Raw genomic sequence first — 23,570 nt, 5'->3', positions numbered from 1 at the left:
TCAGTCCTTCACGGCGCCGCCGAGTCCGGACACCATGTGTCGCTGGACCAGGACGAAGAAGATCAGCACCGGGACGGTCATCAGGGTGGAGGCGGCCATGATGCCTCCCCAGTCGTTCTCGTCCGGCTTGAAGAACACCATCAGGGCCGCAGGCAGCGTCTGGTGGTCGGTGTCCAGGATCAGCGTCTTGGCGAACACGAAGTCGTTCCAGGCGGTGATGAACGAGAACACGCTGGTCGCTGCCAGGCCGGGCGCGACCAGCGGGAAGAGGATGCGCCACAGGATGGTGAAGCGGCTGGCGCCGTCGATCCGGGCGGCCTCCTCCAGCGACTCGGGGACGGCGGCGACGAAGCCGCGCAGCATCCAGACCGCGAACGGCAGCGAGAACGCCAGGTTGACCAGCATCAGCGCGCCCAGCGAGGACAGGCCGAAGCCGGGGGCGACCGTGCCGATGTCGCGGACCAGGAAGAAAAGCGGGATGGTGAGCGCCTCGACGGGCACCATCTGGGCGACCAGGAACATGATCAGAATGGTCGTCCGGAACCGGAACTTGAACCGGGACAGCGCCACCGCCGCCAGGAAGGCGATCGCGGCGGAGACCACCACCACGACCACGGCGACCGCCAGGCTGTTCAGGAAGTACCGGCCGAAGCCCGAAACCCCCAGCGCGTTGCGGAAGTTGTCGAGCGTCGGGGCGAACGTCCACGGGCGCGGGTGGGCGGAGGTGATCTCGCCCTTCGGCTTCAGTGCCGAGAGCACCATCCAGTACAGCGGGAAGACGGTCAGCAGGGCGAGCACGATCGCCACCACGTTCGCGCCCTGCCTCAGAACGCGACTGTCGCGCTTCACAGTTCCTCCCCGGAGCGGCGCAGGCTGCGGATGTACACGGCGGTGACGGCCAGCAGGATCAGCGTCATCAGGACGCCGATGGCCGCGCCGAGGCTGTAGTTCTCCGCGACGAAGGCCTTCTGGTAGGCGTACACGTTGAGGACGAGGTTCTGACCGGCGATGCCGCCGCCCCCGGTCATCACGTAGATCTGGGTGAAGACCTTGAAGTCCCAGATGATCGACTGGATCACCACGATCACCAGCAGCGGCCGCAGCATCGGCAGCATGATCCGGCGGAAGATCGTGGCGGTGCCGGCGCCGTCCAGGCGGGCGGCCTCCAGGATCGAGTCCGGGATGGCCTGGATGCCCGCGTAGAGGGTGATCATCACGAACGGGAAGCTGTGCCAGACCACGACCACGGCGACCATCGCGAACGCCGACCACTTGTCGTACATCCAGTTGTGGCCCTGGGTGCCGAGGATCTCGTTGACCAGGCCGGAGTTGGTGTCCAGCAGGAACATCCACACCGTGGAGCCGGTCATCGCGGGCGCGGCCCACGCACCGAGCGCGCCGAACATCAGCAGCAGCCGCGGCCACTTGCCGACCCGGGTCAGCAGCACCGCGCAGACCGCGCCGACCACCAGGGTGGCGACGACGCAGAACGCGGCGAACGCCAGGGTCTGGCCGAGCACCGACCAGAACTGCGAATCGCCCAGCACGTCGGTGTAGTTCGACAGTCCGACGAACTCGGTCGGCACCCCGCCGGAGGCCTGCGGCTGCCCGAACTTGAGCACCGACAGCAGGCCCAGCTGGTACAGCGGATAGCCGAACAGCGGGATCAGCACCAGCGCGGCCGGCAGCAGCAGCCACAGCGGGACGGGGATCCGGGCGAGCGGCCCGGATCGGCGGCGACCCTTCGCGGGGGCGCCGCCCGCCGAGCGGACCGGGGAGTCCCCGTGGTCCGCCCGGGCGGTGACGGTCGTGGCAGGCATCGACAACTTCCGCTTCTCGTCTACAGGTTGACGGCTACTTGCCGCTGAACGAGGTGTTCATCGCGGCCGCCGCCTCCTTGGTCGCGGCAGCCACGTCGGCCTTGCCGGTGATGACCTTCTGCAGCATCGTCGGCACCACGTTCTGGGCGTCGATCTTCGCCCAGGCGGCGTCCTTCGGGACGAACTTGGTGCCCGCCTCGATGGTGTCGGTGAACGGCTTCAGCCACGGCTGCTTCTGCACCACCTCGGCCCGCGCCGAAGTCAGCGTCGGCAGGTTGCCCATCGCGTCGAACAGTGCCAACTGGTTCTTCTTGGAAGCCAGTTCCTTGATGAAGTCGACGGCCAGGCTGCGGTGCTGGGTGGACTTCATGACGCCCAGGTCGTTGCCGCCGGAGAAGGCCGGCGCGATCTTCCCGGCCTCGGCGCCGGGCAGCGGGACGATCGCGTACTTGCCCTTGGCGGCGCCCGCCTCCACCGCGCTGCGCGAGGAGTTCGGCAGGATCGCCATGCCGGCCTTGCCGGCTGCGAACGACTCCACCGTCTTGCCGCCGGTCAGGTCGGCGCACTGCTGCGCCGGACAGATCCCGTCCGTGAACAGGTCGGTGTACGCCTTCACGCCCGCCTGCGACTTCTCCGAGTCGAGCGCCGAGGTGTACGCCGAGCCGTTCGCCGTCGCCAGGTCGCCGCCGTTCGCCCAGACGAACGGCAGCGCGCCGAAGGTGTACTTGCCGCCGACCGCGATGCCCAGCATGTCGCCGTGCGCCGAACGGACCTTCTCCGCCGCCGACTTCAGCTCCGCGTAGCTGGTCGGCGCGGCCAGGCCCAGCTCGGTGAACACGTCGGTGCGGTAGTACAGCGCGCGCACGCCCAGCCACCACGGCAGGCCGTACGTCTTGCCGTCCACCACCGCGGTGTCCTTCAGGTCCTGCGGCAGGTCCTTGCCCTCCTCCCAGTTCGCCAGGTCGGAGGTGATGTCGGCGAGGCCGCCCGACGCGGTGTAGCCGAACAGGTCGGTGTTGCCGAACTCCACCACGTCCGGCGCGGAGGACGGATCGTTGAACGCGCCCTTCATCTTCTCCGCGCGCGGACCGGCGTCCGTCGGAATGTACGACACCTGCACGTCCACGCCCGCGTGCTTCGCCTTGAAGTCGGCGACGGCCTGCGCCACCACCTGCTCCTTCGGCGCCCGGTTCGCCTCGTCGTACAGCCACACCTTCACGGTGCCGGTCTGCTTGTCCTCCGACGAGGCGGTCTTGGCGGTGCCCGGCGCGCAGGCCGTCGCCACGGTGCCCGCCAGCACGGCAAGGGCGGCACCACGGGCCAGCTTCTTCATGCTCAACGTCATCTCCTCGCCGAAAAGCGGGATGTACCTGCACGATCCGGAGAAAACTCGGACATGCGGTGGGGGATCGGTGTGAGCGGGACATTAGAAAGCCGCCGGGCGCGCCGACAAGAGCAGAGCGCGAAAGTTCTGCACTGCAAAACGATGTGCTGCGGAACTGGCACCACGCCCCGACGCGCCGTAGCGTCACACCCCATGACCAGCACCGCCGCCGACAGCCGGCCCGTCGACCGACCGGAACGCAACCAGTCCGCGTCGCTGCGCCGGGCCCTGGCGGTGCTCGAACACGTCCGCGACCACGCCGCGGCCGGGACGGACCTCAGCCTCACCGCGCTCGCCGAAGGCCTCGGCATGTCGAAGTCCACCGTGCTGCGGCTCGCCGCGCCCCTGGTCGACGCCCAGCTGCTGGCCCGCGACCGCGACACCGGCCACTTCCGGCTCGGCCCCGGCGCCCTCCAGCTCGGCCAGGCCTACCTGGCCACCCTCGACCTGCGCACCGCCGCCTCCGAGGAGGCCCACCACCTGATGCGCGAGGTCGGCGGCACCGTCCACCTGTGCGTCCCCGACGCGCCGTACGTGGTCTACGTCGACAAGGTCGAGAACGAGACCGCCGTCCGGATGGCCTCCCGGATCGGCAGCCGCGCCCCCATGTACTGCACCGCCGTCGGCAAGGCCATGCTCGCCTGGATGCCCGAGGACGCCTTCGCCACCGTGGTCTCCCACGGCCTCCCCGCGATCACCCCCCGCACCCTGACCTCGGCCGCCGCCCTGCGCACCGAACTCACCCGCATCCGCACCCGCGGCTACGCCGTCGACGACCGCGAGAACGAACCCGAGGTCCGCTGCATCGCCGCCCCCGTCTTCGACCACAACAACACCGTCATCGGCGCGATCTCCACCTCCGCCCTCACCTCCCGCATCACCGCCGCCCGCGCCCGCGAACTCGGCCCGGTGGTCGCCGCCACCGCCGCCCGCGTCTCCCGAACGATGGGCTCCACCCGCTGACAACTACACCGGAATCAGCCGGACCCGGCCCCCGCAGAGCTTGGTGAGATCGTCGATGTCCGACGTCAGCACCACCACGGGTCGCTGCTGGCGCAGGGCGAGTTCGGCCACGACGGCGTCGATCGCGTACTTGTGGCCGTGCAGGCCGGCGGCCAGCAGGAGCGCCGACGCCGCCTTCGCCTCCTCGTCGCCGACCGGGGCGATGCGCAGGCCGGACAGCAGCCAGCCCAGTCGAGCCTGGTTGGACCGCTCGTGGACCGCCTCGATGATCGTCAGGGCGCTGATCACCACTTCCATGCCTCGGGCCCGGGCCTGTTCGACCATGGCGGCCACGCCCGAGTGATCGGCGAGCAGCTTGGACAGCCCTTCGGAGTCGAGGACCAGCGTCCCCTCGTGGTTCAACTTGCGACGGGCCATTCGCTCTCCTCGGCGAACACCTCGTCGAACACCTTGCGGGCACGCTCCTGGTCCTCAGCCGGGATCGGCCCATTGCGGTGCACGTAGTCGGCCAGATACTCGTCCAGGATGCGGCCGCGGAGCTCACGCTCCACGGCGGCGGTGACGAACGCCGAGAACTCGCGCTTCCCCACGCGGTCGCGGATCGCGGCCGCTGTGCCTTCGGGCAGGGACAGGCTGACTCTGACAGCAGGTCCGTCGCCGATGTTGTAGACGCTCTCAGCCATGAGCCCAGATTATCAAAGAAGTGGGAATCGGCCGGGGCTCGCCGTCAGGCCTCCGCGGGGGCCGCGGGCTCGCGGCGGAGTTTGGTGCCGAGGCGGTCGAGGGCGACGACCAGGGCGGCGAGGACGACGAACTCCAGGGTGAGCTGGACCATTTGGAGGCCGACCCAGGCGTAGCCCTTCTCGGTGGGGTCGAGGAAGAAGTAGGGGTAGCGGAGGGGGAAGTCCGGGAAGGCCGCGGCGCGGGCCTCGGTGAGGAAGGCGTAGCCGAGGGGGTAGGAGAGCCAGAGCGGGAGGTCGCGCCAGCGGGAGGCGTTGCGGGGGGAGAGCAGCAGCCAGTCGGCGAGCACCATCAGGGGGGTGGTGTAGTGCAGGAAGAAGCTCGACCAGTGCTGGAGGCGGTCGGGGCCGGAGACCAGGCCGGGCAGCGGGTTCTCGCCGTGGTTGAGCAGCACGTGCGCGACGATGCCGGTGATGGTGATGTACAGGACGGCGGCGCCGCGCAGCCGGGGCGCGGGGGCGTCCGCCGTGTCGCGCTTGACCATCCAGTAGACCGCGCCCAGGAAGTAGCCGAGCACCAGCACGTTGCTCTGGAGCGTGAAGTACACCAGTGAGCTGTTGCTGAGGTAGATCCCCAGGAACGCGGACAGGGCGATGGCGCTGCGCCACCACAGGGCGGGGCGGGTCCAGACGGTCATGCGGTCACCGGTGTTCGTCTCGCTGGTGCCCCCCGTGGGCACGACTGATCGCCGCACTCTACCTGCCGGTTCGACGGTCCGAAAAGATCACTGGCCGGTGGACGGGCCCGCCCTGTACGGGAGTTCGGCGCCGGTCAGAGCGGGAGGTGCGCCGGGTTGTGGGTGTGGCTCTCGATGCCGGTCTCGGCCCGGCCGGCCAGCTGGTGGGCGAGGTCGTGGCACGCACGGGCCGCCGCCAGCTCCTCGCCGATGACGCTGTCGCCGTCGTCGACGGGATTTCGGCGGGCCATGCCTTTGCCTTCGGCGCCGGGGGCGCTGAAGCCGCTGAGCGAGGCGGTGCAGGTGGTGCGGGACTCGTCCTCTTCGAAGTTCAGGTCGACGACCCAGTGGTTCTGCATGACGTGTCACCTTCCCGTGCACCGGCGACGGGCGGCCGGTGCGCCTTCCTCCCAGCGTCCGCCCGCTCCCGCCGGGGAGCAAGGGGCGGCGTCCGGGGCCGGTCAGGAGAAGTGCAGCTCGGGGTCGGTGACCTGCCCGGCGCCGAGCGTCCGGGCGTCGTCGCGGTAGCTGGTCGAGGTCTGCCACGGCCCGCGGTCGCCCTGCCGGGGCAGGGCGTCGACGGCGCGCCGGATGTAGCCGGCCGCGAAGTCCAGGAACGGCCGGGTGGGCATCGCCGGGTCCGCGACTTCGGGCCGGCAGATCCGGTGCCCCTGCCGGTCCATGTGGGCCAGCAGGCGGCAGAAGTGCTCGCACAGCAGGCCGATCTTCAGCGTCCAGGAGGAGTTGGTGTAGCCGATCGCGTACGCGAAGTTGGGGACGCCGGAGAGCATCATGCCCTTGAACGCGACGGTCTCGGCGAGCCGTACGGGCTCGCCGTCCACGCTCATCGGGATCCCGCCGAACGCCTGCACGTTCAGCCCGGTCGCGGTGACCACGAGGTCCGCCGTCAGCTCCCGTCCGGACTCCAGCAGCACCCCGCGCTCGGTGAAGGTGCGGATCCGGTCGGTGACCACCGTCGCCCGGCCGCCGCGGATCGCCTTGAACAGGTCGCCGCCCGGGACGGCGCACAGCCGCTGGTCCCACGGGTCGTACGGCGGGCTGAAGTGCTCGTCCACCGGGTAGCCCTTGGGCAGTTGGCGGGTGTTCACCCAGCGGATGATCTTCCGGGCGGCCTTCGGGTGCCGCCGGCAGAACGACCAGACCGCGTACTGCTGGGCGATGTTCTTGCGCCGGGTCAGCGCGTAGCCGCGCTCGTCGCCGAGCAGGCGGCGCAGCAGGTTGGCGAGGTGGTCGCGGCGCGGTACCGGCATGACGTACGTGGGCGTGCGCTGGAGCATCGTCACCTGCCGGGCCCGCCGGGCCATCGCGGGCACCAGGGTGACGGCGGTCGCGCCGCTGCCGATCACCAGGACGCGCTTGCCGGTGTGATCGAGGTCCTCCGGCCAGTGCTGCGGGTGGACGACGGTGCCGGTGAACCGTTCCAGCCCCGCGAACTCCGGGGTGAAGCCCCGGTCGTAGCGGTAGTAGCCCATCGCGCAGAACAGCCAGTCGCAGGTCAGCGTCACCTGCTCGCCGGTGTCGACGCGTTCCACCCGGACGCTCCAGCGGGCGTCCGCCGTCGACCAGGACGCCTCCAGCACCCGGTGCTGGTAGCGGATCCGGTCCTGCAAACCGTTCTCCCGGACGGTTTCGCGCAGGTAGGAGAGGATCTGCGGGGCGTCGGCTATCGACTCCTTCTCCCGCCAGGGCTTGAACGCGTAGCCGAAGGTGTGCAGGTCCGAGTCGGACCGGATGCCCGGGTAGCGGAACAGGTCCCAGGTGCCGCCGAGCTCCGCCCGGGCCTCCAGGACCGCGAACGACCTGCCGGGAGACTCGGCCGTCAGGTAGCGGGCCGCGCCGATGCCGGAGATCCCGGCGCCGACGATCAGCACGTCCAGGTGCTCGACGGGCGCGGCGGCCCTCTCGTGGGGCGCGGCAGCGGCAGCGGTGGACACGGGCGACTCCTGAGGGTGACGGGCCGGACCCCGCCATCGTCCTCAAAGCGCACGGCAGTTGCCCAGGTTCAACCTGCACCGTACTGCGCCTTCCCCGGTGCACTGTGCACCACTACCGTGACGGGCATGCCGCCGCTGCCCCCGCCCCGGATCCGGAGACTGATCCGCCAGGGCGCCGAGATCGCCCTGAACCCGCAGCCCGAGTGGCTGGCCGAACTCGACGCCGCGACCCTCGCCGGCGAGGCCCGGCGGCCGATCGCCGCCGACCCCGTCCTGTCGGCCGGCCTGCGCCGCGTCAACCGGGCCAACCTGCTGCGCTGGGCCGCCGCCAACGTCACCGCCCCCGGCGCGCCCGTCCCCCCGGCCCCCGAGGGCGAGGAACAGCGGCTCATCGCCCGCGACATCGTCCGCCGCGGGCTGGACGAGCCCGCCCTCGACTCCTACCGCGCCGGCGAGAGCGTCGCCGTCCGCCTGTGGACCCGGATCGCCTGCTCCCTCACCGCCGACCCCGACGAACTGCGCGACCTGCTGGAAGTGTCACTGCGCTCCATCTCCGCGTTCGTGGACGCCTGCGTCGGCGAGATGTCCGCGCTGCTGCGCGCCGAACGCGCCGCCCTCACCGGCTCCAACCACGCCGAGCGACTGCACGCCGTCACCCTGCTGCTGGACGGCGCCCCGATCGCCCGGGCCCGCGCCGAGGCCCGGCTCGGCTACCCCCTGGCCGGCCCCCACACCGCGGCCGTCCTGTGGGTCGACGACCTCGACGCGGACTTCGCCCAACTCGACCGCGCCGCCGACCTGCTGGCCGTGGCGGCAGGCCGCCCGCCGGTCCTCGACGTCACCGCGAGCGCGGCCACCCGCTGGCTCTGGACCGCCGCCCGCCCCGACCCGTCCGCCCTCCGCGCCGGCCTGGACCGGCTCCCCGCCGTCCGGATCGCCCTCGGCCCCGCCGCCGCCGGCGTCAACGGCTTCCGCCGCAGCCACCTCGACGCCCTCACCACCCAACGCATGCTGGCCCGCCTCGCCTCCGTCCAACGCCTCGCCTCCCACGACGAGATCGAACTCGTCTCCCTCCTCACCCAGGACCTCGAAGGCGCCGACCGCTTCGTCCGCCGCGTCCTCGGCGCCCTCGACGGCCCCCCGGCCGAAGCCGTCCGCGCCTACCTCGCCGAACAGTGCAACGCGACCCGCGCCGCGACCCGCCTGTTCACCCACCGCAACACCCTCCTGCGCCGCCTCGCCCACGCCGACGCGTTGCTGCCGCGGCCCCTCCACGAGAACCCGCTCGAAGTGGCTGCGGCCCTGGAGATCCGCAAATGGCAGGCCAGGGGCACCGGGGGTCCCCCCAGGTGAAGCCGAGGGGCGCGACCTCGCGGACGTGATGTACGCCTGTCGCACCCGGGGCAGGCTCTTGTTACCGGCGAGTCGCATCCCTATCATCGCCACTGTGACAGCTTCACTGTCAAACCTGGGAGGCGGCCGCCGATGACCCCCGCAACACCCCCCGCCCCGGCTGTCGGGCCGCTTGCGGGCGTCCGTGTCCTGGAACTGGCGGGCATCGGGCCCGGGCCGTTCGCCGCGATGCTGCTCGCCGATCTGGGGGCGGACGTGGTGCGGGTGGACCGTCCGGGCGGGCAGGTGCTCGGGCCGGCTCCGGAGCAGGACCTGACCAACCGCAACAAGCGTTCCGTCGTGGTGGACCTGAAGGCGGCGGACGGCCCCGGCCTGGTGCTGGAGCTGGCGGCGCGCGCCGATCTGCTGATCGAGGGCTACCGGCCGGGCGTCGCGGAGCGGCTGGGCGTCGGCCCGGAACAGTGCCTGGCGCGGAATCCGGCGCTGGTGTACGGCCGGATGACCGGCTGGGGCCAGGACGGCCCGCTCGCCGATCGCGCGGGGCACGACATCACGTACCTGGCGACCTCCGGCGTCCTCGGCCTGATCGGCGACGCGGACGGGCCCCCGGCGATCCCCGCCAACCTGCTGGGCGACTACGCGGGCGGCTCGCTGTACCTGGTGGTCGGCCTGCTGGCCGGCCTGCACCACGCCCGGGCCACCGGCGCCGGGCAGGTCGTCGACGCCGCGATCGTGGACGGCGCGGCCCACCTGTCCACCATGCTGTGGGGCCTGCTCGGTGCCGGCCTGTGGCAGGACCGGCGGGGCGTCAACCTGCTGGACGGCGGCGCCCCCTGGTACGGCACGTTCGCCACCGCCGACGGCAGGTGGATGGCCGTCGGCCCGCTGGAGCCGCAGTTCTACGCCGAGTTCACCCGCCTGCTGGAGCTCGGGGAGGACGCCCCGGCCCAGTACGACCTGCCCCGCTGGCCCGAGCTGCGCGAGCGCATCGAGCGGCGGTTCGCCACCCGCACCCAGGCCGACTGGACGGCGCTCTTCGAGGGCCACGACGCCTGCGTGGCACCCGTCCTGACGCTCCGTCAAGCACAGGAGCATCCCCACCTGGCGGCCCGCGGCAGTTACACCGAGCAGCACGGCACCGTGCAGCCCGGCGTCGCCCCGAGGTTCTCCGCGACGCCGGCCGCGCTGCGCACCGCGCCCGCCCGGCCCGGCGCGCACACCGCCGAGGTGGCCCGCGACTGGGCCGTCCCCGCACTCGACCCGAACGCCTCCTGAAGGAGAGACCCGTGCAGCGCGAGCTCTACACCGAGGAACACGAGGACTTCCGGGAGAGTGTCCGGGCCTTCCTCGCCAAGGAGGTCATCCCGCACCACGCCCGCTGGGAGCAGCAGGGCATCGTCGACCGTGACGCCTGGCTGGCCGCCGGGCGGGCGGGGCTGCTCGGCCTCGCGGTGGACGAGCAGTACGGCGGCGGGGGCAGCCCGGACTTCCGGTTCGCGGCGGTGCTGGCCGAGGAGTTCACCCGGGCCGGCGCGAGCGGCCTGGCGGTCGGGCTGCACAACGACATCATCGGCCCGTACCTGACGGGGCTGGCCACCGAGGAGCAGAAGCGGCGCTGGCTGCCCGGGTTCTGCTCCGGCGAGCTGATCAGTGCGATCGCGATGACCGAGCCGGACACCGGTTCCGACCTCCAGGCGATCCGCACCACGGCCGTCGACGCCGGCGACCACTACGTGCTGAACGGCTCGAAGACCTTCATCTCCAACGGCATCCTGGCGGACCTGGTCGTGGTGGTGGCGAAGACCACCGAGGAGGGCGGCGCGCACGGGCTGAGCCTGCTGGTGGTGGAACGCGGCATGCCGGGCTTCGAACGCGGCCGCAACCTCGACAAGATCGGCCAGAAGGCGCAGGACACCGCAGAGTTGTTCTTCCAGGACGTGCGGGTGCCGAAGGCGAACCTGCTCGGCGAGGAGAACCAGGGCTTCCTGTACCTGATGCGCAACCTCGCGCAGGAGCGGCTGGCGATCGCGGTCGCGGCGATCGCCGGCGCGGAGTTCGTGCTGGAGGAGACCACGGCGTACGTGAAGCAGCGCACCGCGTTCGGGCGTCCGCTGGCCAAGCTCCAGCACGTGCGTTTCGAGATCGCCGAGCTGGCCACCGAGTGCGCCGTCACCCGGGCGTTCGTGGACCGCTGCGTGCTGGAGCACAACAGGTACAGCCTGACGCCGGTGGACGCCTCGATGGCCAAGTGGTGGGCCACCGAACTGCAGAAGCGCACCGCCGACCGCTGCCTGCAACTGCACGGCGGCTCCGGCTACATGAGCGACAGCGCGGTCGCCCGGGCATTCACCGACGGGCGCGTCCAGACCATCTACGGCGGCACCACCGAGATCATGAAAGAGATCGTCGGCCGCTCCCTGCTCGGCTGAACCCCGGCCGACCCACCCGTCTGAAAGGCAGTCACCCCGTGACCACCGAAGCGTACGTCTACGACGCGATCCGCACCCCGCGCGGGCGCGGCAAGCAGACCGGCTCCCTGCACGGCACCAAGCCGATCGACCTGGTGGTCGGCCTGATCCACGAACTCCGCCGCCGCTTCCCGACCCTGGACCCGGCCGCGATCGACGACATCGTGCTCGGCGTGGTCAGCCCGATCGGCGACCAGGGCTCCGACATTGCCCGGGTCGCGGCGATCGCCGCGGGCCTGCCCGACACGGTGGCAGGCGTGCAGGAGAACCGCTTCTGCGCGTCCGGCCTGGAGGCCGTCAACCTGGCCGCGGCGAAGGTCCGTTCGGGCTGGGAGGACCTGATCCTGGCCGGCGGCGTGGAGTCGATGTCCCGGGTGCGGATGGGCTCGGACGGCGGCGCCTGGTTCGCCGACCCGATGACGGCGTACGAGACGGGCTTCATCCCGCAGGGCATCGGCGCCGACCTGATCGCCACCATCGAGGGCCTGTCCCGCACCGACGTGGACGCGTTCGCCGCCGAGTCGCAGGCCCGCGCCGCGAAGGCGCAGGCCGACGGCCTGTTCGACCGTTCGGTGGTGCCGGTGCGCGACCGCAACGGCCTGGTGGTGCTCGGCCGTGACGAGTTCATCCGTCCCGGCACCACCGTGGAGACGCTGGCCGGCCTGAAGCCGTCCTTCGCGGACATCGGCGACCTCGGCGGCTTCGACGCCGTCGCGCTGCAGAAGTACCACTGGGTGGAGTCCATCGACCACGTCCACCACGCCGGCAACTCCTCCGGCATCGTGGACGGCGCGGCGCTGGTCGCGATCGGCTCGAAGGAGATCGGCGAGCGCTACGGCCTCACCCCGCGGGCCCGGATCGTCTCCGCCGCGGTCTCCGGCTCCGAGCCGACCATCATGCTCACCGGCCCCGCCCCCGCCACCCGCAAGGCCCTCGCCAAGGCCGGCCTGACCGCCGCCGACATCGACCTGGTGGAGATCAACGAGGCGTTCGCCGCCGTCGCGCTCCGCTTCATGCGCGAACTCGGCTTCCGGTCCGACCAGGTGAACGTCAACGGCGGCGCGATCGCGCTCGGCCACCCGCTCGGCGCGACCGGCGCGATGCTGATCGGCACCCTGATCGACGAGCTGGAGCGCCGCGACCTGCGTTACGGCCTCGCCACCCTGTGCGTGGGCGGCGGCATGGGCATCGCCACCGTCATCGAACGCATCTGACCACCCGTCCACTCACGTACTCACCCAAGGATTTCAACGAAATGACCGACGTGAGCCCCATCCGCTGGGAGCAGGACCAGGACGGCGTGGTCACCCTCGTCCTCGACGACCCCGCGCAGTCCGCCAACACGATGAACGCCGCGTTCACCGACGCGCTCGACGCCACCGTCGAACGCCTCGCCGCCACCGAGGAGTTGACGGGCGTCATCGTCACCTCCGCGAAGAAGACCTTCTTCGCCGGCGGCGACCTCAAGCTGCTGTCCTCGGTCGGGCCGGACGACGCCGAGCAGGTGTTCGCCAACTCGATGCGGATCAAGCGCGCACTGCGCAGGCTGGAGACCCTCGGCAAGCCGGTGGTCGCCGCGATCAACGGCGCCGCGCTCGGCGGCGGCCTGGAGATCGCCCTGGCCTGCCACCACCGGATCGCGCTGGACGCCCCCGGCAGCAAGATCGGCCTGCCCGAGGTCACCCTGGGCCTGCTGCCCGGCGGCGGCGGAGTGGTCCGCACCGTGCGGATGCTCGGCATCGCCGACGCCCTGCTCAAGGTGCTGCTGCAGGGCCGCCAGTACCGTCCCGCGCAGGCCCTCCAGAACGGCCTGGTGCACGAACTCGCCTCCACCGCCGAGGAGATGCTCGCGCAGGCCCGCGCGTTCATCGCCGCCAACCCGGTCAGCGCGCAGCCCTGGGACGTCAAGGGCTACAAGATCCCCGGCGGCACCCCCAGCACCCCCGCGCTGGCCGCCAACCTGCCCGCCTTCCCGGCCAACCTGCGCAAGCAGCTGAACGGCGCGCCCTACCCGGCGCCGCGCAACATCCTGGCGGCCGCCGTGGAGAGCTCCCAGGTCGACGTGGACACCGCGTTCGTCATCGAGGCCCGGTACTTCACCGAGCTGGCCTGCGGCGCCACCTCCAAGAACATGATCCAGGCCTTCTTCTTCGACATGCAGGCCGTCAACTCCGGTGCCTCCCGCCCGGATTCGGTCCCGGCCCGGACGGCGTCGAAGGTCGCGGTGCTGGGCGCCGGCATGATGGGCGCGGGCATCGCGTACTCGTGCGCGCAGGCCGGGCTGACGGTGCTGCTGAAGGACGTGACGCAGGAGGCCGCCGAGCGCGGAAAGGCGTACTCGGCGGGCCTGTTGGACAAGCAGGTGCAGCGCGGGCGGCTGTCCGCCGAGGAGCGCGACGAGTTCCTCGCCCGGATCACCCCCACCGCGGACCCGGCCGACCTGGCCGGCTGCGACACCGTCATCGAGGCGGTCTTCGAGAACCCCGAGCTCAAGCACAAGGTGTTCCAGGAGATCCAGCACGTGGTCGCCCCCGACGCGCTGCTCTGCTCCAACACCTCCACCCTCCCGATCGGCCTGCTGGCCGAGGGCGTCGAGCGGCCCGCCGACTTCATCGGCCTGCACTTCTTCTCGCCGGTCGACAAGATGCCGCTGGTGGAGATCATCCGCGGCCCGGAGACCGGCGACCAGGCGCTCGCCCACGCCTTCGACCTGGTCCGGCAGATCCGCAAGACCCCGATCGTGGTCAACGACTCCCGCGGCTTCTTCACCTCCCGCGTCATCGGCCAGTTCCTCAACGAGGGCGTCGCGATGATCGGCGAGGGCCTCGACCCGTCCTCCGTCGAACAGGCCGCCGCGCAGGCCGGCTACCCCGCGAAGGTGCTGTCGCTGCTGGACGAGCTCACCCTCACCCTGCCGCGCAAGATCCGCAACGAGTCGCGTCGCGCCGTCGAGGAGGCCGGCGGCACCTGGGTCGAGCACCCCGGCGAGATCGTCATGGACCGGATGCTCGACGAGTTCGACCGCCCCGGCCGCAGCGGCGGCGCCGGCTTCTACGAGTACGTCGACGGCAAGCGCACCCGGCTCTGGCCCGGCCTGCGCGAGCATTTCGGTAAAAACAAGCACAGCGTTCGGCCCGGCGCGGAGATCCCGTTCGAGGACATGAAGGAGCGGCTGCTCTTCTCCGAGGCCCTCGACTCGGTCCGCTGCCTGGACGAGAACGTGCTGACCTCGGTCGCCGACGCCAACGTCGGCTCCATCCTCGGCATCGGCTTCCCCGCCTGGACCGGCGGCGTCCTGCAGTACGTCAACGGCTACCCGGGCGGGCCGGCCGGCTTCGTCGCCCGCGCCCGGGAACTCGCCGCCGCGTACGGCGAGCGCTTCACCCCGCCGGCCTCGCTGGCCGCCCTCGCCGAGAGCGGCGGCCGCTACCGCGACTGATCCTGCTCCTCCTGGCCCGCCCGCTCCGCCGGGCGGGCCAGCTCCTCCGCGAGCGAGCGCTGGAACGCCGTCACCAGCGCCTGCACCACCATCGGCTGGATCCGGTCGGTCAGCTCCCGCATCCGCTCCAGTTCCTCGGGCCCCGGACCGCTCTCCCGGTACGGCCGCCACACGGTGTCCCGGAACAGCCGGTGCAGATCGTGCGCCGTCGCCCGGCTGTGCAGCCGCACCACCGCCCGGGCCGCCACCAGCGTCTCCAGCGGGATCGGCACGTCCAGCACCCGCACGCCCAGTGGCAGCAGCCCCGGATCCACCTTGAACACGTCCGGGTCCGCGGTGCGGTGCAGCGCGCCCATCGCGGCGAGGCTGTCGAGATCCGCGTCCGACAGCGCCCGCCCGGTCCGCCGCTCCAGCTGCGCCCGACTCGCCTCCTCGGCCGACTCCGGCGTCCACGACGCCACCAGCGCCCGGTGGATCGCCAGGTCCAACTCACCGATGTCGGACGGCAGCTGCGCGAGGTAGCGGTCGATCGCGGCCAGCGTCAGGCCCTGCCGCTGCAACTCCTCGATCAGCTCCAGCCGCCCCAGGTGCTCGGCCCCGTACAGCCCTACCCGCCGCGGTCCCAGCTCCGGCGGCGGCAGCAGCCCCTTCGCCCCGTAGAACCGCAGAGTCCTGACCGTCACCCCGGCCCGGGCAGCCAGCTCGTCCACCGTGAACCGCAGCTCCGCGCCGCCCATCGCACCCCAGCCCTCGTACCAGCACCACTGTGACACCAGCAGTGTGACACCGGTCTCGCCCGGCGGTCCATGGCCCCGCCGGGCGTCCGGGCCGGTGCCCCGATCAGGCCTGGGGGAGGAGTTCCGCGTGGTGGCGGCGGGTGACCTCCGGGTGGGCGCGGGCGAAGCCCTTCAGCTCGTTGAAGCCGAAGTCGGCGTGCAGCGGGTTGGCCGGGTCCTGGGTGGCTCCCGGGGCGTGGTGGGCGTGCGGGAAGTCGAGCGGGGCGATGTGGGCGTCGAGCCGGGGGTTGTAGAAGAACGGCACGGAGAAGCGTTCGCGGGCGCCCGCCGGGGACAGGACCCGGTGGCTGGTGGCCTTGAGGTAGCCGTCGGTGGCGACCTCCAGGAGCTCGCCGAGGTTGACGACGAAGGCGCCCTCCATCGGGGGGACGTCCAGGAAGGTGTGGTCGGGGCGCTCGACCTGAAGACCGCCGACGGTGTCCTGCAGGAGCAGGGTGATGAAGCCGTAGTCCTTGTGGGTGCCGACGCCCTGCGCGGCGCCGTCGGGGGCGGTGCCCGGGTAGCGGACCAGCTTCAGGTGCAGGTGGGGGTGCGGGGTGAAGGCGTCGTCGTAGAAGTCCGGACGGGCGCCGATCGAGGCGAGGAGTTCGTGCAGCAGCCGGCGGGCGACGTCGTCGAGGCGGGCGATCCAGTGCAGGGCCGCGGTGCGCAGCTCCGGGAGGGCGGCGGGCCACTGGTTGGGCCCCTCCAGCCACCAGTAGGCGGGCTCGCCCGGCGCGGGCACGTGCGCCGGCAGCTCGGGGCCTATGTCGAGCTGGTCGCGCCAGTCGCGGCTGCCGCCGGTGCGCTCGTCGCCGGTGCGGGTGTAGCCCCGGAAATGCGGGGAGTTGAGGTTGCTGACGGACAGTCGGTCGGCCTCCGGGAGCGCGAAGAACGCGCGCATCGCGGAGGTCAGGTCGGCGGTTTCGGCGGCGGTCACGCCGTGGCCGACCAGTTGGAAGAAACCGACTCCGGTGGCGGCCTCCCGCAGCTCCCGGCGGAGCCGGTCCCGCTCGGCGGGGGCGCCGTCGGCGAGCGAGAGATCGATCACGGGGAGGGCGGTGGGGTGCTGCATCGTCATGGGTGCGCGTCCACGGGGAAAGGCCCGGCGGGTACGGCGGATCACGCCGGGAAGTGCCGGGGTGGCGGGGCCCGCGCGGTCGAGTGGGACCGCGACGGGCGGGGGATGTGGATGGGGCGATCAGCCGGAGCGTCGACAGGACATGCTCGTGACGCGGAGCAGGTCCACGTGGCGACGGCTGACAAGAAGAAGCACCCAGCCAGGCTACAACCCCCGCCCGGAAGGTATCGAGGAAAAGACGGAATTCGGTCAACCGATCGTTCGGTCGACCGCCGGAACCCTGCCCACTTGTTCCCTCAGTGGCCGGTCGATCCGTCGATGCACTCCCGGAGCAGGTCGGCGTGCCCGTTGTGGCGGGCGTACTCGGCGACGTCGCCGTCCAGCTGCTCGAAGTCCTGGTCCGGGTCGTCGTCGGAGTAGTGCATGAGCGGCCTGGACTCGTCGCCGGCGAACTGGATCTCCAGCCACCACTGCTCGATCCCGGTCAGGTGCCGCAGCAGCCCGTGAAGGCTCAGCGGGCTCCGACAGCGACGGCCCGTCAGTGGTGGCGGGGCTCGCCCCGGTAGGTACCGAACGACCAGCGGTTGCCCTCGGGGTCGCGCACCGAGAAGTCCCGCGAGCCGTAGTCGGTGTCGTGCAGCTCGGCGGTCACCACCGCGCCCGCGCCCACCGCCCGCCGGTACAGCCCGTCCGGGTCGTCCGTCACCGCGTACGCGCCGAAGGTGCCGGGCCGCAGCGGCCACGGATCCTCCTCGCCGTCCGCGGGCTCCTTCGCCGAGCCGAGCATGATCCCGCCCCCGGGCGGCCACGCCAGCTCGGCATGCGCCACCTGGTCCCCGTCCGCGTACACGGACGTCGCCTCGAACCCGAACGCCTCCACCAGGAACGCGATCAGCGCCCGGGCGTCACGCGCCCGCAACGTCGGCCACACCTGCGGCGGCGGGGGAACAGCGGCCCCGGGCATCTCCGACCTCCTCGGCTCACCGGCTGCGACGACGGGCCCACCCTAGGTCGCCCCCTCAGGTCGACCGGCGCTGCCGCGCCGAGGAGGTGACGGAACGTCAGGCGGTCGGCGGATCGCGGGTGAGCCGTCGGAGGCCCGGGCGTCAGTGGGAGACGGCCAGCTGGACGGCGTGGTGCCTGGGGGTGTCGATCTCGTCCAGCAGGGCCACGGCCAGGTCGGCGTGGGAGATGCGGCCGGTGCCGGTGACGGTGTCGATCGCGGTGGTGTAGCGGCCGGTGGTGGGGGCGTCGGGGGTGAGGTCCATGGGCGGGACGACCATCAGCCAGTCGAGGGGGCCGGACTCGGCGGCGAGGAGGTCGAACTCGGCGACGTGGCCCTGGGAGAACGTCCGGTACTGCTCGGGGAACCGGGGGTCGTCCATGATGCGGATCCCCGGGGCGGTCTCCAGGGTGGTGGCGATGCCCAGGACGAGCAGACGGCCGACGCCGGCGCGCCTCAGACCCGACGTCAGGGCGCGGGCGGCGGCGGTGAAGTAGCTCTCGGACGGGACGTCCAGCCGCACCGAGGCGTTGATCGCCGCGTCGTGGCCGACGGCCGTCCGGGCGACGGCCTCCGCGTCCGTCGCGTCGCCGCGCACCAGCGTCACGCCCGAACTCTCCTCCAGGTCCGGGTACTTGGCCGGGTCGCGGACGACCGCCGTCACGGTGTGGCCGCGTCGGACGGCCTCCGCGACCGCCGCCCGGCCGACCCGTCCGCCCGCGCCGAAAATCACGATCCTGCTCATGGCTTCTCCTCGTTGCCTGCCGCGTTCCGTGTCGTCGCCGACGGTAGGACGGGCACCCCCGGTTACTGCAACGGAACCGGCTCCGAGGTGCGGCTATGGTCGTACCCATGGCCATCCCCGACGAAGCAGGCGTGTTCGATCCCCGGGAGTGCGCGCACCGCTCGCCGATCCAGGTCGGCGACAAGTGGTCCGGCGCGGTGCTGCGTTGCCTGGAGGGCGGGCCGCACCGCTTCACCGAGCTCAAGGCCCGGCTGTGCGGCGTCAACCCGAAGGTGCTCACCGAGACGCTGCGGGCGATGGAACGCGACCGCTGGCTGACCCGCACCGACCACGGCGGCAACCCGCCGCACGTCGACTACGCGCTGACGGACGTGGGCCGCTCGCTGATCGGCGTGCTGGACACCGCCTGCACCTGGGCCCGCGAGCACCACGGGGATTGATCAGAGCGCGCGCCGGTACACCTGGCGCGAGCCGCCCTCCGGCCCGTTCTCGGCGGCCTCGGCGGGGGAGAACCCCAGCCGCTCGTAGAACACCCGCGCACCGCTGGTCACCGCCCCGGGGTGGTCCGCGCCGAAGGTCACCACCAGCCGGTGCAGGCAGCGCACCGGAGGCGCGTACCCGACCGGCAGCCCACCCGCCAGCCGGCCCTCGTCGGCCGCCACCGGCGCCGTCCCGCCCGGACGCCGTGTCGTGCGAACTCCCGGGTGGCGGCCGTCACGCGCCGACGTACTCCGCGAGGTGGCGGCCGGTGAGGGTGGTGCGGTCGGTGACCAGGGCGGCGGGGGTGCCCTGGAAGACGAGGCGGCCGCCGTCGTGGCCGGCGCCGGGGCCGAGGTCGATGATCCAGTCGGCGTGGGCCATGACGGCCTGGTGGTGTTCGACCACGATGACGGACTTGCCGGAGTCGACCAACCGGTCGAGCAGGCCGAGGAGTTGTTCGACGTCGGCGAGGTGCAGGCCGGCGGTGGGTTCGTCCAGGACGTAGATGCCGCCCTTCTCGGCCATCTGCGCGGCGAGCTTCAGGCGCTGGCGTTCGCCGCCGGAGAGCGTGGTGAGGGGCTGGCCGAGGGTCAGGTAGCCGAGGCCGACGTCGGAGAGGCGGGTCAGGACGGTGTGGGCGGCGGGGGTGCGGGCCTCGCCGGTGGCGAAGAAGGACTCGGCCTCGTCCACGGACATGGCGAGCACTTCGGCGATGTTCCGGCCGCCCAGGCGGTACTCCAGCACGGCGGCCTGGAAGCGCTTTCCCTCGCACTCCTCGCAGATCGTCGCCACTCCGGCCATCATCGCCAGGTCGGTGTACACCACCCCGGCGCCGTTGCAGGTCGGGCACGCGCCTTCGGAGTTGGCGCTGAACAGGGCGGGCTTGACCCCGTTCGCCTTGGCGAAGGCCTTGCGGATCGGCTCCAGCAGCCCGGAGTAGGTGGCCGGGTTGGAGCGCCGCGAGCCGCGGATCGGGCTCTGGTCGATCGCCACCACGCCCTCCGGCGCGCCGCCCTTCAGCGCCGCGCCGCTGACCAGCGAGCCGTGCACCAGCGAGCTCTTTCCGGAGCCCGCCACGCCGGTGACCACCGTCAGGACGCCCAGCGGCACGTCCACGTCGACCTCGCGCAGGTTGTGCGCGCTCGCCCCGCGGATCTCCAACGCGCCGGTGGCGGTGCGGACTTCGGGCTTGAGCGAGGCCCGGTCGTCGAAGTGCCGGCCGGTGACGGTGCCGCTGGCGCGCAGTCCGTCCACGCTGCCCTCGAAGCAGACCGTGCCGCCCGCCGAACCCGCGCCGGGGCCGAGGTCGACCACGTGGTCGGCGATCGCGATGGTCTCCGGCTTGTGCTCCACCACCAGCACCGTGTTGCCCTTGTCGCGCAGCCGCAGCAGCAGGTCGTTCATCCGCCGGATGTCGTGCGGGTGCAGGCCGGTGGTCGGCTCGTCGAAGACGTACGTGACGTCGGTCAGCGAGGACCCCAGGTGCCGGATCATCTTGACGCGCTGCGCCTCGCCGCCCGAGAGCGTGCCGGCCGGGCGGTCCAGCGACAGGTAGCCGAGGCCGATCTCGGTGAACGAGTCCAGCACCTGCCGCAGCGAGGACAGCAGCGGGCCCACCGACGGTTCGTCCAACTCCCGCACCCAGTCCGCGAGATCGCTGATCTGCAGGGCGCACGCGTCGGCGATCGAGAGGCCCTTGATCTTCGAGGAGCGGGCGGCGGCGCTCAGCCGGGTGCCCTCGCAGTCCGGGCAGGCGGTGAAGGTGACGGCCCGGTCGACGAAGCTCCGGATGTGCGGTTGGAGCGCGGCCCGGTCCTTGGACAGCATCGACTTCTGGAGCCGCAGCACCAGGCCCTCGTAGGTCATGTTGATGCCGGCGATCTTCATCCTGGTCGGCTCCAGGTACAGGAAGTCGTGCAGCTCCTTCTCGGTGTACCGGCGGATCGGCTTGTCCGGGTCGACCAGGCCGGACTCGGTGTACAGCCGGTAGTTCCAGCCGCCGGGCTTGTACCCGGGAACGGTCAGCGCGCCCTCGTTCAGCGACTTGGCGTCGTCGTACAGCTGCCCGAGGTCGATGTCCGAGACGCTGCCGCGCCCCTCGCAGCGCGGACACATGCCGCCGGTCCGCGAGTACGTCCGCTTCTCGGCCTTCGAGCCCTCGCCGCGCTCCACCGTGATCGCCCCGGAGCCGTGCACCGTCGGCACGTTGAAGGAGAACGCCGGCGGCGGGCCGATGAACGGGTCGCCGAGCCGGCTGAACAGGATGCGCAGCATCGCGTTGGCGTCCGTCGCGGTGCCGACGGTGGAGCGCGGGTCGGCGCCCATCCGCTGCTGGTCCACGATGATCGCCGTGGTCAGGCCGTCCAGCACGTCCACCTCGGGGCGGGACAGCGTCGGCATGAACCCCTGGACGAAGGCGCTGTAGGTCTCGTTGATCAGCCGCTGGGACTCCGCCGCGACGGTGCCGAACACCAGCGAACTCTTGCCCGAACCGGACACCCCGGTGAACACCGTCAGTCGGCGCTTGGGCAGTTCGACGCTGATGTCCTTCAGGTTGTTCACCCGCGCCCCGTGCACCCGGATCAGATCGTGGCTGTCCGCCAGGTGCTGCCGGTCCGTCTTCCCGGGTGTCCGCTCGGCGCCGCTCATCCGTTCTCCTCCCTCCGTCCGGCGGCGCCCGTGGCGACACCGCCGCCCCCGATCCAACCACCCCGTCGGGCGGGAGAACGGCAGGGCGCCGGAACCGGCCGGCTCAGCCGCGCCCGGCGGCGGCCGGCGGATCCCAAGGGCCGGGCGCCGCAACGGAGTCGGGCGTGATCTCGGTGGACACCCCGCGGACGTCCAGCCGTTCGCGCAGCCAGGCGACCTCGGGGAGCGTCCCGGACAGCCCCGGGTCGGCCAACTGCTCTGCCATGTACCGAGCCTGGGGCAGCGTCAGGTCCCAGGCCTCGCGCAGGGTCTTCAGTACCGCGACCCGTCCCGCCGCCGAATCGGTCAGCCGCAGCCGCGCCGTCCCGTGCCGGGCGATCAGCGGGTCGCGCACCCAGTGCGGCGTCCCGTCGGCGCCGAACCCCAGGCACATCGACGCCCCGCAGGCGCGGCAGGAGAACTCCGAGTCCCAGCTGATCGTGCCGTCCCGCAGCCACTGCCCGGCGTCCTGTCGCGCCTCGGCCCCGCACGCGCAGGTCACCGCGAACGCCACACCCCACTCGGCCACTTCGTCCCTCTCGATCGACAGTCCTATTCTTTCGGCAGCGAACAGAATGCAGACGAAGGGGCGGGGCATGGATCTCACCGGACGCACCATGGTCATCACCGGAGCGGGCCGCGGCACCGGCCGGGCGCTCGCGATCCGGGCCGGGCGGCTGGGCGCGCGGGTGCTGGTGTCGGCGCGCGGGCCGGAAGCGGCCCGGCGGACGGCCGCGGAGATCGCCGCCGACAGCGGGGCCGAGGCGGAGGGCCTGGCCTGCGACATCTCCGACCCCGCCGCGGTACGGGAGTTCGCCGCCGAGGTCGCGGCCCGCACCGACCGGGTCGACGTGCTGGTCAACAACGGCGCCCGCTACCTGCACGGCGCCGACCTGCTGGGCGGGGACGACGAGGCGATCGTCGACACCATCGCCTCCGGGGCCACCGGCACCGTGCTGATCACCCGTCACCTGCTGCCGCTGCTGCGCGCCTCGGCCGCCGCCGACGTGGTCAACCTGGTCTCCTCGGTCGGTGAACTGCGCAACCACCGCTCCGCCTCGCACCCCGCCTACTACGCGGCGAAGGCCGCCCAGTCCGGCTTCTCCGACGTGCTCTCCGCCCGCCTGCGCCCCGAGGGCATCCGGGTGATCGCCCTCTACCCGCCGGACTTCGACGACGCCGACCCGCTCGGCCCCGACTGGGACGCCGCCTCCCGCACCGCCGACGACGTGCTCACCGCCCAGTCCGTCACCGACTGCGTGCTGTTCGCGATCGGCCAGCCCCGGGACTGCTTCATCCGCAGCTTCTACTTCGAGCAGCGGTAGGCGTTCTCGGGCGTTCTCACGGTTCGACGTACTCGACGACCTGCATCATGCCGAGCTCCTCGTGGTGGAGCTGGTGGCAGTGGGCGAGGGCGATGCCGGTGAAGTCCTGGTACCTGACCAGGAAGGTGACGGAGTCCCCGGGGGTGCCGCCGGCCAGGCCGACGGTGTCGTGCCAGACCGGCGGGTCCAGCGGTTCGCCGTTCCGGTGGGTGACCAGGAACTGGTTGGTGTGCAGGTGGAACGGGTGGCCGTGCGACGGCACGGTCTCGTCCGTGCGGACGGTCCACCGTTCGACGTCGCCCAGGCGCAGGGTGTGGTTGACGTACTCGGGGTCGAAACGGCCGTAGGCGGTGTCCCGGGTGAGGTCGCCGTCGGGGTCGGCCGGGGGCGTGGCGTTGCTGCCCAGCATGCGGTAGGCGTTGGGGAACGCCCCGTCGAAGACCTCCGGGTCGACGTGCAGGACCACCTCGCGGTCGGGGCCGGTGATCTCGCCCTCGTCGAGGAACGGCCGGCCGGGCGGCAGCGCGGCCGGCAGCTGCATCGGCGGATCGACGGACTCCTCCGTCACCACGACCGTCATCAGCGGGTCGTCCACCCCGTCGGCCCGCAGCTCGTACCGGCCGGGCTCGTCGCCCCGGACCAGGACGTCGGCGCGGTTGCCCATGGCGAGGAC

Annotated in this window: 24 protein-coding genes and 2 pseudogenes; 8 read left to right on the top strand and 18 right to left on the bottom strand. The window is 72.0% G+C overall.

Annotated elements, in window-relative coordinates; genetic code table 11:
* The 3 genes from IEZ12_RS06765 to IEZ12_RS06755 are packed head-to-tail and all read right to left on the bottom strand — an operon-like array spanning position 1 to position 3,153.
* On the bottom strand, positions 1–849 hold the full coding sequence (locus tag IEZ12_RS06765; protein WP_043913190.1) for a carbohydrate ABC transporter permease: 849 nt from the start codon (positions 847–849) through the stop codon (positions 1–3).
* Entirely contained in the window at positions 846–1,820 is a 975-nt protein-coding gene (locus tag IEZ12_RS06760) for a carbohydrate ABC transporter permease (protein WP_189271229.1), read from the bottom strand. The genes IEZ12_RS06765 and IEZ12_RS06760 overlap by 4 nt, the downstream gene beginning before the upstream one ends.
* A 34-nt stretch (positions 1,821–1,854) precedes the next feature.
* Positions 1,855–3,153, bottom strand: a complete 1,299-nt coding sequence (locus tag IEZ12_RS06755; RefSeq protein ID WP_043913185.1) for an extracellular solute-binding protein — start codon at positions 3,151–3,153, stop codon at positions 1,855–1,857.
* A gap of 204 nt (positions 3,154–3,357) precedes the next feature.
* On the opposite strand from IEZ12_RS06755, the gene IEZ12_RS06750 reads away from it, so the two are divergent.
* The gene (locus tag IEZ12_RS06750) at positions 3,358–4,167 is read left to right on the top strand and encodes an IclR family transcriptional regulator (RefSeq protein WP_189271228.1); all 810 of its coding nucleotides are present in this window, start codon (positions 3,358–3,360) and stop codon (positions 4,165–4,167) included.
* Between the two features lie 3 nt (positions 4,168–4,170).
* Here the strand turns inward: IEZ12_RS06750 and IEZ12_RS06745 are convergent, their stop codons facing one another.
* From IEZ12_RS06745 to IEZ12_RS06725, 5 genes are all read right to left on the bottom strand, one after another.
* A complete protein-coding gene (locus tag IEZ12_RS06745; protein WP_189271227.1) occupies positions 4,171–4,584 on the bottom strand; it encodes a PIN domain-containing protein in 414 nt (137 codons plus the stop codon).
* Positions 4,566–4,850: a hypothetical protein gene (locus IEZ12_RS06740; protein ID WP_189271226.1), complete on the bottom strand. Its 285-nt coding sequence runs from the start codon at positions 4,848–4,850 to the stop codon at positions 4,566–4,568. Before IEZ12_RS06740 ends, IEZ12_RS06745 begins: the two co-directional genes overlap by 19 nt.
* Before the next feature lie 44 nt (positions 4,851–4,894).
* Positions 4,895–5,545: a Pr6Pr family membrane protein gene (locus IEZ12_RS06735; protein WP_189271225.1), complete on the bottom strand. Its 651-nt coding sequence runs from the start codon at positions 5,543–5,545 to the stop codon at positions 4,895–4,897.
* 134 nt (positions 5,546–5,679) lie between these two features.
* Entirely contained in the window at positions 5,680–5,943 is a 264-nt protein-coding gene (locus tag IEZ12_RS06730) for a DUF1876 domain-containing protein (RefSeq protein ID WP_100586848.1), read from the bottom strand.
* Positions 5,944–6,045: 102 nt separating this feature from the next.
* Complete coding sequence (locus tag IEZ12_RS06725) at positions 6,046–7,539, bottom strand: flavin-containing monooxygenase (RefSeq protein WP_189271224.1); 1,494 nt, start codon at positions 7,537–7,539, stop codon at positions 6,046–6,048.
* 126 nt (positions 7,540–7,665) lie between these two features.
* On the opposite strand from IEZ12_RS06725, the gene IEZ12_RS06720 reads away from it, so the two are divergent.
* The 5 genes from IEZ12_RS06720 (at position 7,666) to IEZ12_RS06700 (ending at position 14,799) form a co-directional block, all read left to right on the top strand.
* Entirely contained in the window at positions 7,666–8,892 is a 1,227-nt protein-coding gene (locus tag IEZ12_RS06720; protein WP_189271223.1) for a PucR family transcriptional regulator, read from the top strand.
* Positions 8,893–9,024: 132 nt separating this feature from the next.
* Positions 9,025–10,167 (top strand): CaiB/BaiF CoA transferase family protein, encoded by a 1,143-nt coding sequence (locus IEZ12_RS06715; protein WP_189271222.1) that lies wholly within the window; start codon positions 9,025–9,027, stop codon positions 10,165–10,167.
* An 11-nt stretch (positions 10,168–10,178) separates the two neighbouring features.
* A complete protein-coding gene (locus IEZ12_RS06710; RefSeq protein ID WP_189271221.1) occupies positions 10,179–11,321 on the top strand; it encodes an acyl-CoA dehydrogenase family protein in 1,143 nt (380 codons plus the stop codon).
* A 38-nt stretch (positions 11,322–11,359) separates the two neighbouring features.
* Complete coding sequence (locus tag IEZ12_RS06705; RefSeq protein WP_043913164.1) at positions 11,360–12,574, top strand: acetyl-CoA C-acetyltransferase; 1,215 nt, start codon at positions 11,360–11,362, stop codon at positions 12,572–12,574.
* 41 nt (positions 12,575–12,615) lie between these two features.
* Positions 12,616–14,799: a 3-hydroxyacyl-CoA dehydrogenase NAD-binding domain-containing protein gene (locus IEZ12_RS06700; protein ID WP_189271220.1), complete on the top strand. Its 2,184-nt coding sequence runs from the start codon at positions 12,616–12,618 to the stop codon at positions 14,797–14,799.
* Here IEZ12_RS06700 and IEZ12_RS06695 read toward each other — a convergent pair.
* The 6 genes and pseudogenes from IEZ12_RS06695 to IEZ12_RS06675 all read right to left on the bottom strand — a co-directional run bounded on the left by IEZ12_RS06695 (position 14,787) and on the right by IEZ12_RS06675 (position 18,404).
* Complete coding sequence (locus tag IEZ12_RS06695) at positions 14,787–15,536, bottom strand: MerR family transcriptional regulator (RefSeq protein ID WP_189271381.1); 750 nt, start codon at positions 15,534–15,536, stop codon at positions 14,787–14,789. The two genes, IEZ12_RS06700 and IEZ12_RS06695, sit on opposite strands and share 13 nt — an antisense overlap.
* A 103-nt stretch (positions 15,537–15,639) precedes the next feature.
* On the bottom strand, positions 15,640–16,656 hold the full coding sequence (locus tag IEZ12_RS06690) for an isopenicillin N synthase family dioxygenase (protein ID WP_189271219.1): 1,017 nt from the start codon (positions 16,654–16,656) through the stop codon (positions 15,640–15,642).
* Positions 16,657–16,776: 120 nt separating this feature from the next.
* Positions 16,777–16,851: a putative leader peptide gene (locus IEZ12_RS40505; RefSeq protein WP_354644872.1), complete on the bottom strand. Its 75-nt coding sequence runs from the start codon at positions 16,849–16,851 to the stop codon at positions 16,777–16,779.
* 101 nt (positions 16,852–16,952) lie between these two features.
* Positions 16,953–17,177: pseudogene (locus tag IEZ12_RS06685) on the bottom strand (mycothiol transferase); the annotation flags it as partial.
* 17 nt (positions 17,178–17,194) lie between these two features.
* Positions 17,195–17,620, bottom strand: coding sequence for a VOC family protein (locus tag IEZ12_RS06680; RefSeq protein ID WP_189271218.1), 426 nt, complete (start codon positions 17,618–17,620; stop codon positions 17,195–17,197).
* Between the two features lie 142 nt (positions 17,621–17,762).
* Entirely contained in the window at positions 17,763–18,404 is a 642-nt protein-coding gene (locus IEZ12_RS06675; protein WP_189271217.1) for an NAD(P)-dependent oxidoreductase, read from the bottom strand.
* Between the two features lie 107 nt (positions 18,405–18,511).
* Between IEZ12_RS06675 and IEZ12_RS06670 the strand changes: the two genes are divergently transcribed.
* A complete protein-coding gene (locus IEZ12_RS06670; protein WP_189271216.1) occupies positions 18,512–18,844 on the top strand; it encodes a winged helix-turn-helix transcriptional regulator in 333 nt (110 codons plus the stop codon).
* Here the strand turns inward: IEZ12_RS06670 and IEZ12_RS06665 are convergent.
* The 3 genes and pseudogenes from IEZ12_RS06665 to IEZ12_RS06655 all read right to left on the bottom strand — a co-directional run.
* Positions 18,845–19,060 (bottom strand): annotated as a pseudogene (locus IEZ12_RS06665) (GNAT family N-acetyltransferase); the annotation flags it as partial.
* A gap of 58 nt (positions 19,061–19,118) precedes the next feature.
* Entirely contained in the window at positions 19,119–21,533 is a 2,415-nt protein-coding gene (locus tag IEZ12_RS06660) for an ATP-binding cassette domain-containing protein (protein ID WP_189271215.1), read from the bottom strand.
* 103 nt (positions 21,534–21,636) lie between these two features.
* Positions 21,637–22,170, bottom strand: a complete 534-nt coding sequence (locus IEZ12_RS06655; protein WP_189271214.1) for a hypothetical protein — start codon at positions 22,168–22,170, stop codon at positions 21,637–21,639.
* Between IEZ12_RS06655 and IEZ12_RS06650 the strand changes: the two genes are divergently transcribed.
* Positions 22,169–22,897 carry an SDR family oxidoreductase gene (locus IEZ12_RS06650; protein ID WP_189271213.1) on the top strand — a complete coding sequence of 243 codons (729 nt, stop codon included), beginning with the start codon at positions 22,169–22,171 and terminating at the stop codon, positions 22,895–22,897. The genes IEZ12_RS06655 and IEZ12_RS06650 overlap by 2 nt on opposite strands.
* 16 nt (positions 22,898–22,913) lie before the next feature.
* Here IEZ12_RS06650 and IEZ12_RS06645 read toward each other — a convergent pair.
* Positions 22,914–23,570: multicopper oxidase domain-containing protein (locus tag IEZ12_RS06645; protein WP_189271212.1), on the bottom strand; the 657-nt coding region annotated here is incomplete at its 5' end.

Source organism: Kitasatospora griseola (assembly GCF_014648555.1).
Taxonomy (GTDB): Bacteria; Actinomycetota; Actinomycetes; order Streptomycetales; family Streptomycetaceae; genus Kitasatospora; species Kitasatospora griseola.
Note: the sequence above shows the minus strand (reverse complement) of the source record. Positions and strands in the feature narration are given on the sequence as shown.

What these genes read in the sequence shown, in the direction of transcription:
- IEZ12_RS06760 (WP_189271229.1), bottom strand. Translation starts at nt 1,820, where the DNA reads ATGCCTGCCACGACCGTCACCGCCCGGGCGGACCACGGGGACTCCCCG.
- IEZ12_RS06755 (WP_043913185.1), bottom strand. Translation starts at nt 3,153, where the DNA reads ATGAAGAAGCTGGCCCGTGGTGCCGCCCTTGCCGTGCTGGCGGGCACC.
- IEZ12_RS06750 (WP_189271228.1), top strand. Translation starts at nt 3,358, where the DNA reads ATGACCAGCACCGCCGCCGACAGCCGGCCCGTCGACCGACCGGAACGC.
- IEZ12_RS06745 (WP_189271227.1), bottom strand. Translation starts at nt 4,584, where the DNA reads ATGGCCCGTCGCAAGTTGAACCACGAGGGGACGCTGGTCCTCGACTCC.
- IEZ12_RS06740 (WP_189271226.1), bottom strand. Translation starts at nt 4,850, where the DNA reads ATGGCTGAGAGCGTCTACAACATCGGCGACGGACCTGCTGTCAGAGTC.
- IEZ12_RS06735 (WP_189271225.1), bottom strand. Translation starts at nt 5,545, where the DNA reads ATGACCGTCTGGACCCGCCCCGCCCTGTGGTGGCGCAGCGCCATCGCC.
- IEZ12_RS06730 (WP_100586848.1), bottom strand. Translation starts at nt 5,943, where the DNA reads ATGCAGAACCACTGGGTCGTCGACCTGAACTTCGAAGAGGACGAGTCC.
- IEZ12_RS06720 (WP_189271223.1), top strand. Translation starts at nt 7,666, where the DNA reads ATGCCGCCGCTGCCCCCGCCCCGGATCCGGAGACTGATCCGCCAGGGC.
- IEZ12_RS06715 (WP_189271222.1), top strand. Translation starts at nt 9,025, where the DNA reads ATGACCCCCGCAACACCCCCCGCCCCGGCTGTCGGGCCGCTTGCGGGC.
- IEZ12_RS06700 (WP_189271220.1), top strand. Translation starts at nt 12,616, where the DNA reads ATGACCGACGTGAGCCCCATCCGCTGGGAGCAGGACCAGGACGGCGTG.
- IEZ12_RS06695 (WP_189271381.1), bottom strand. Translation starts at nt 15,536, where the DNA reads ATGGGCGGCGCGGAGCTGCGGTTCACGGTGGACGAGCTGGCTGCCCGG.
- IEZ12_RS06690 (WP_189271219.1), bottom strand. Translation starts at nt 16,656, where the DNA reads ATGACGATGCAGCACCCCACCGCCCTCCCCGTGATCGATCTCTCGCTC.
- IEZ12_RS06680 (WP_189271218.1), bottom strand. Translation starts at nt 17,620, where the DNA reads ATGCCCGGGGCCGCTGTTCCCCCGCCGCCGCAGGTGTGGCCGACGTTG.
- IEZ12_RS06675 (WP_189271217.1), bottom strand. Translation starts at nt 18,404, where the DNA reads ATGAGCAGGATCGTGATTTTCGGCGCGGGCGGACGGGTCGGCCGGGCG.
- IEZ12_RS06670 (WP_189271216.1), top strand. Translation starts at nt 18,512, where the DNA reads ATGGCCATCCCCGACGAAGCAGGCGTGTTCGATCCCCGGGAGTGCGCG.
- IEZ12_RS06660 (WP_189271215.1), bottom strand. Translation starts at nt 21,533, where the DNA reads ATGAGCGGCGCCGAGCGGACACCCGGGAAGACGGACCGGCAGCACCTG.
- IEZ12_RS06650 (WP_189271213.1), top strand. Translation starts at nt 22,169, where the DNA reads ATGGATCTCACCGGACGCACCATGGTCATCACCGGAGCGGGCCGCGGC.
- IEZ12_RS06655 (WP_189271214.1), bottom strand. Translation starts at nt 22,170, where the DNA reads ATGCCCCGCCCCTTCGTCTGCATTCTGTTCGCTGCCGAAAGAATAGGA.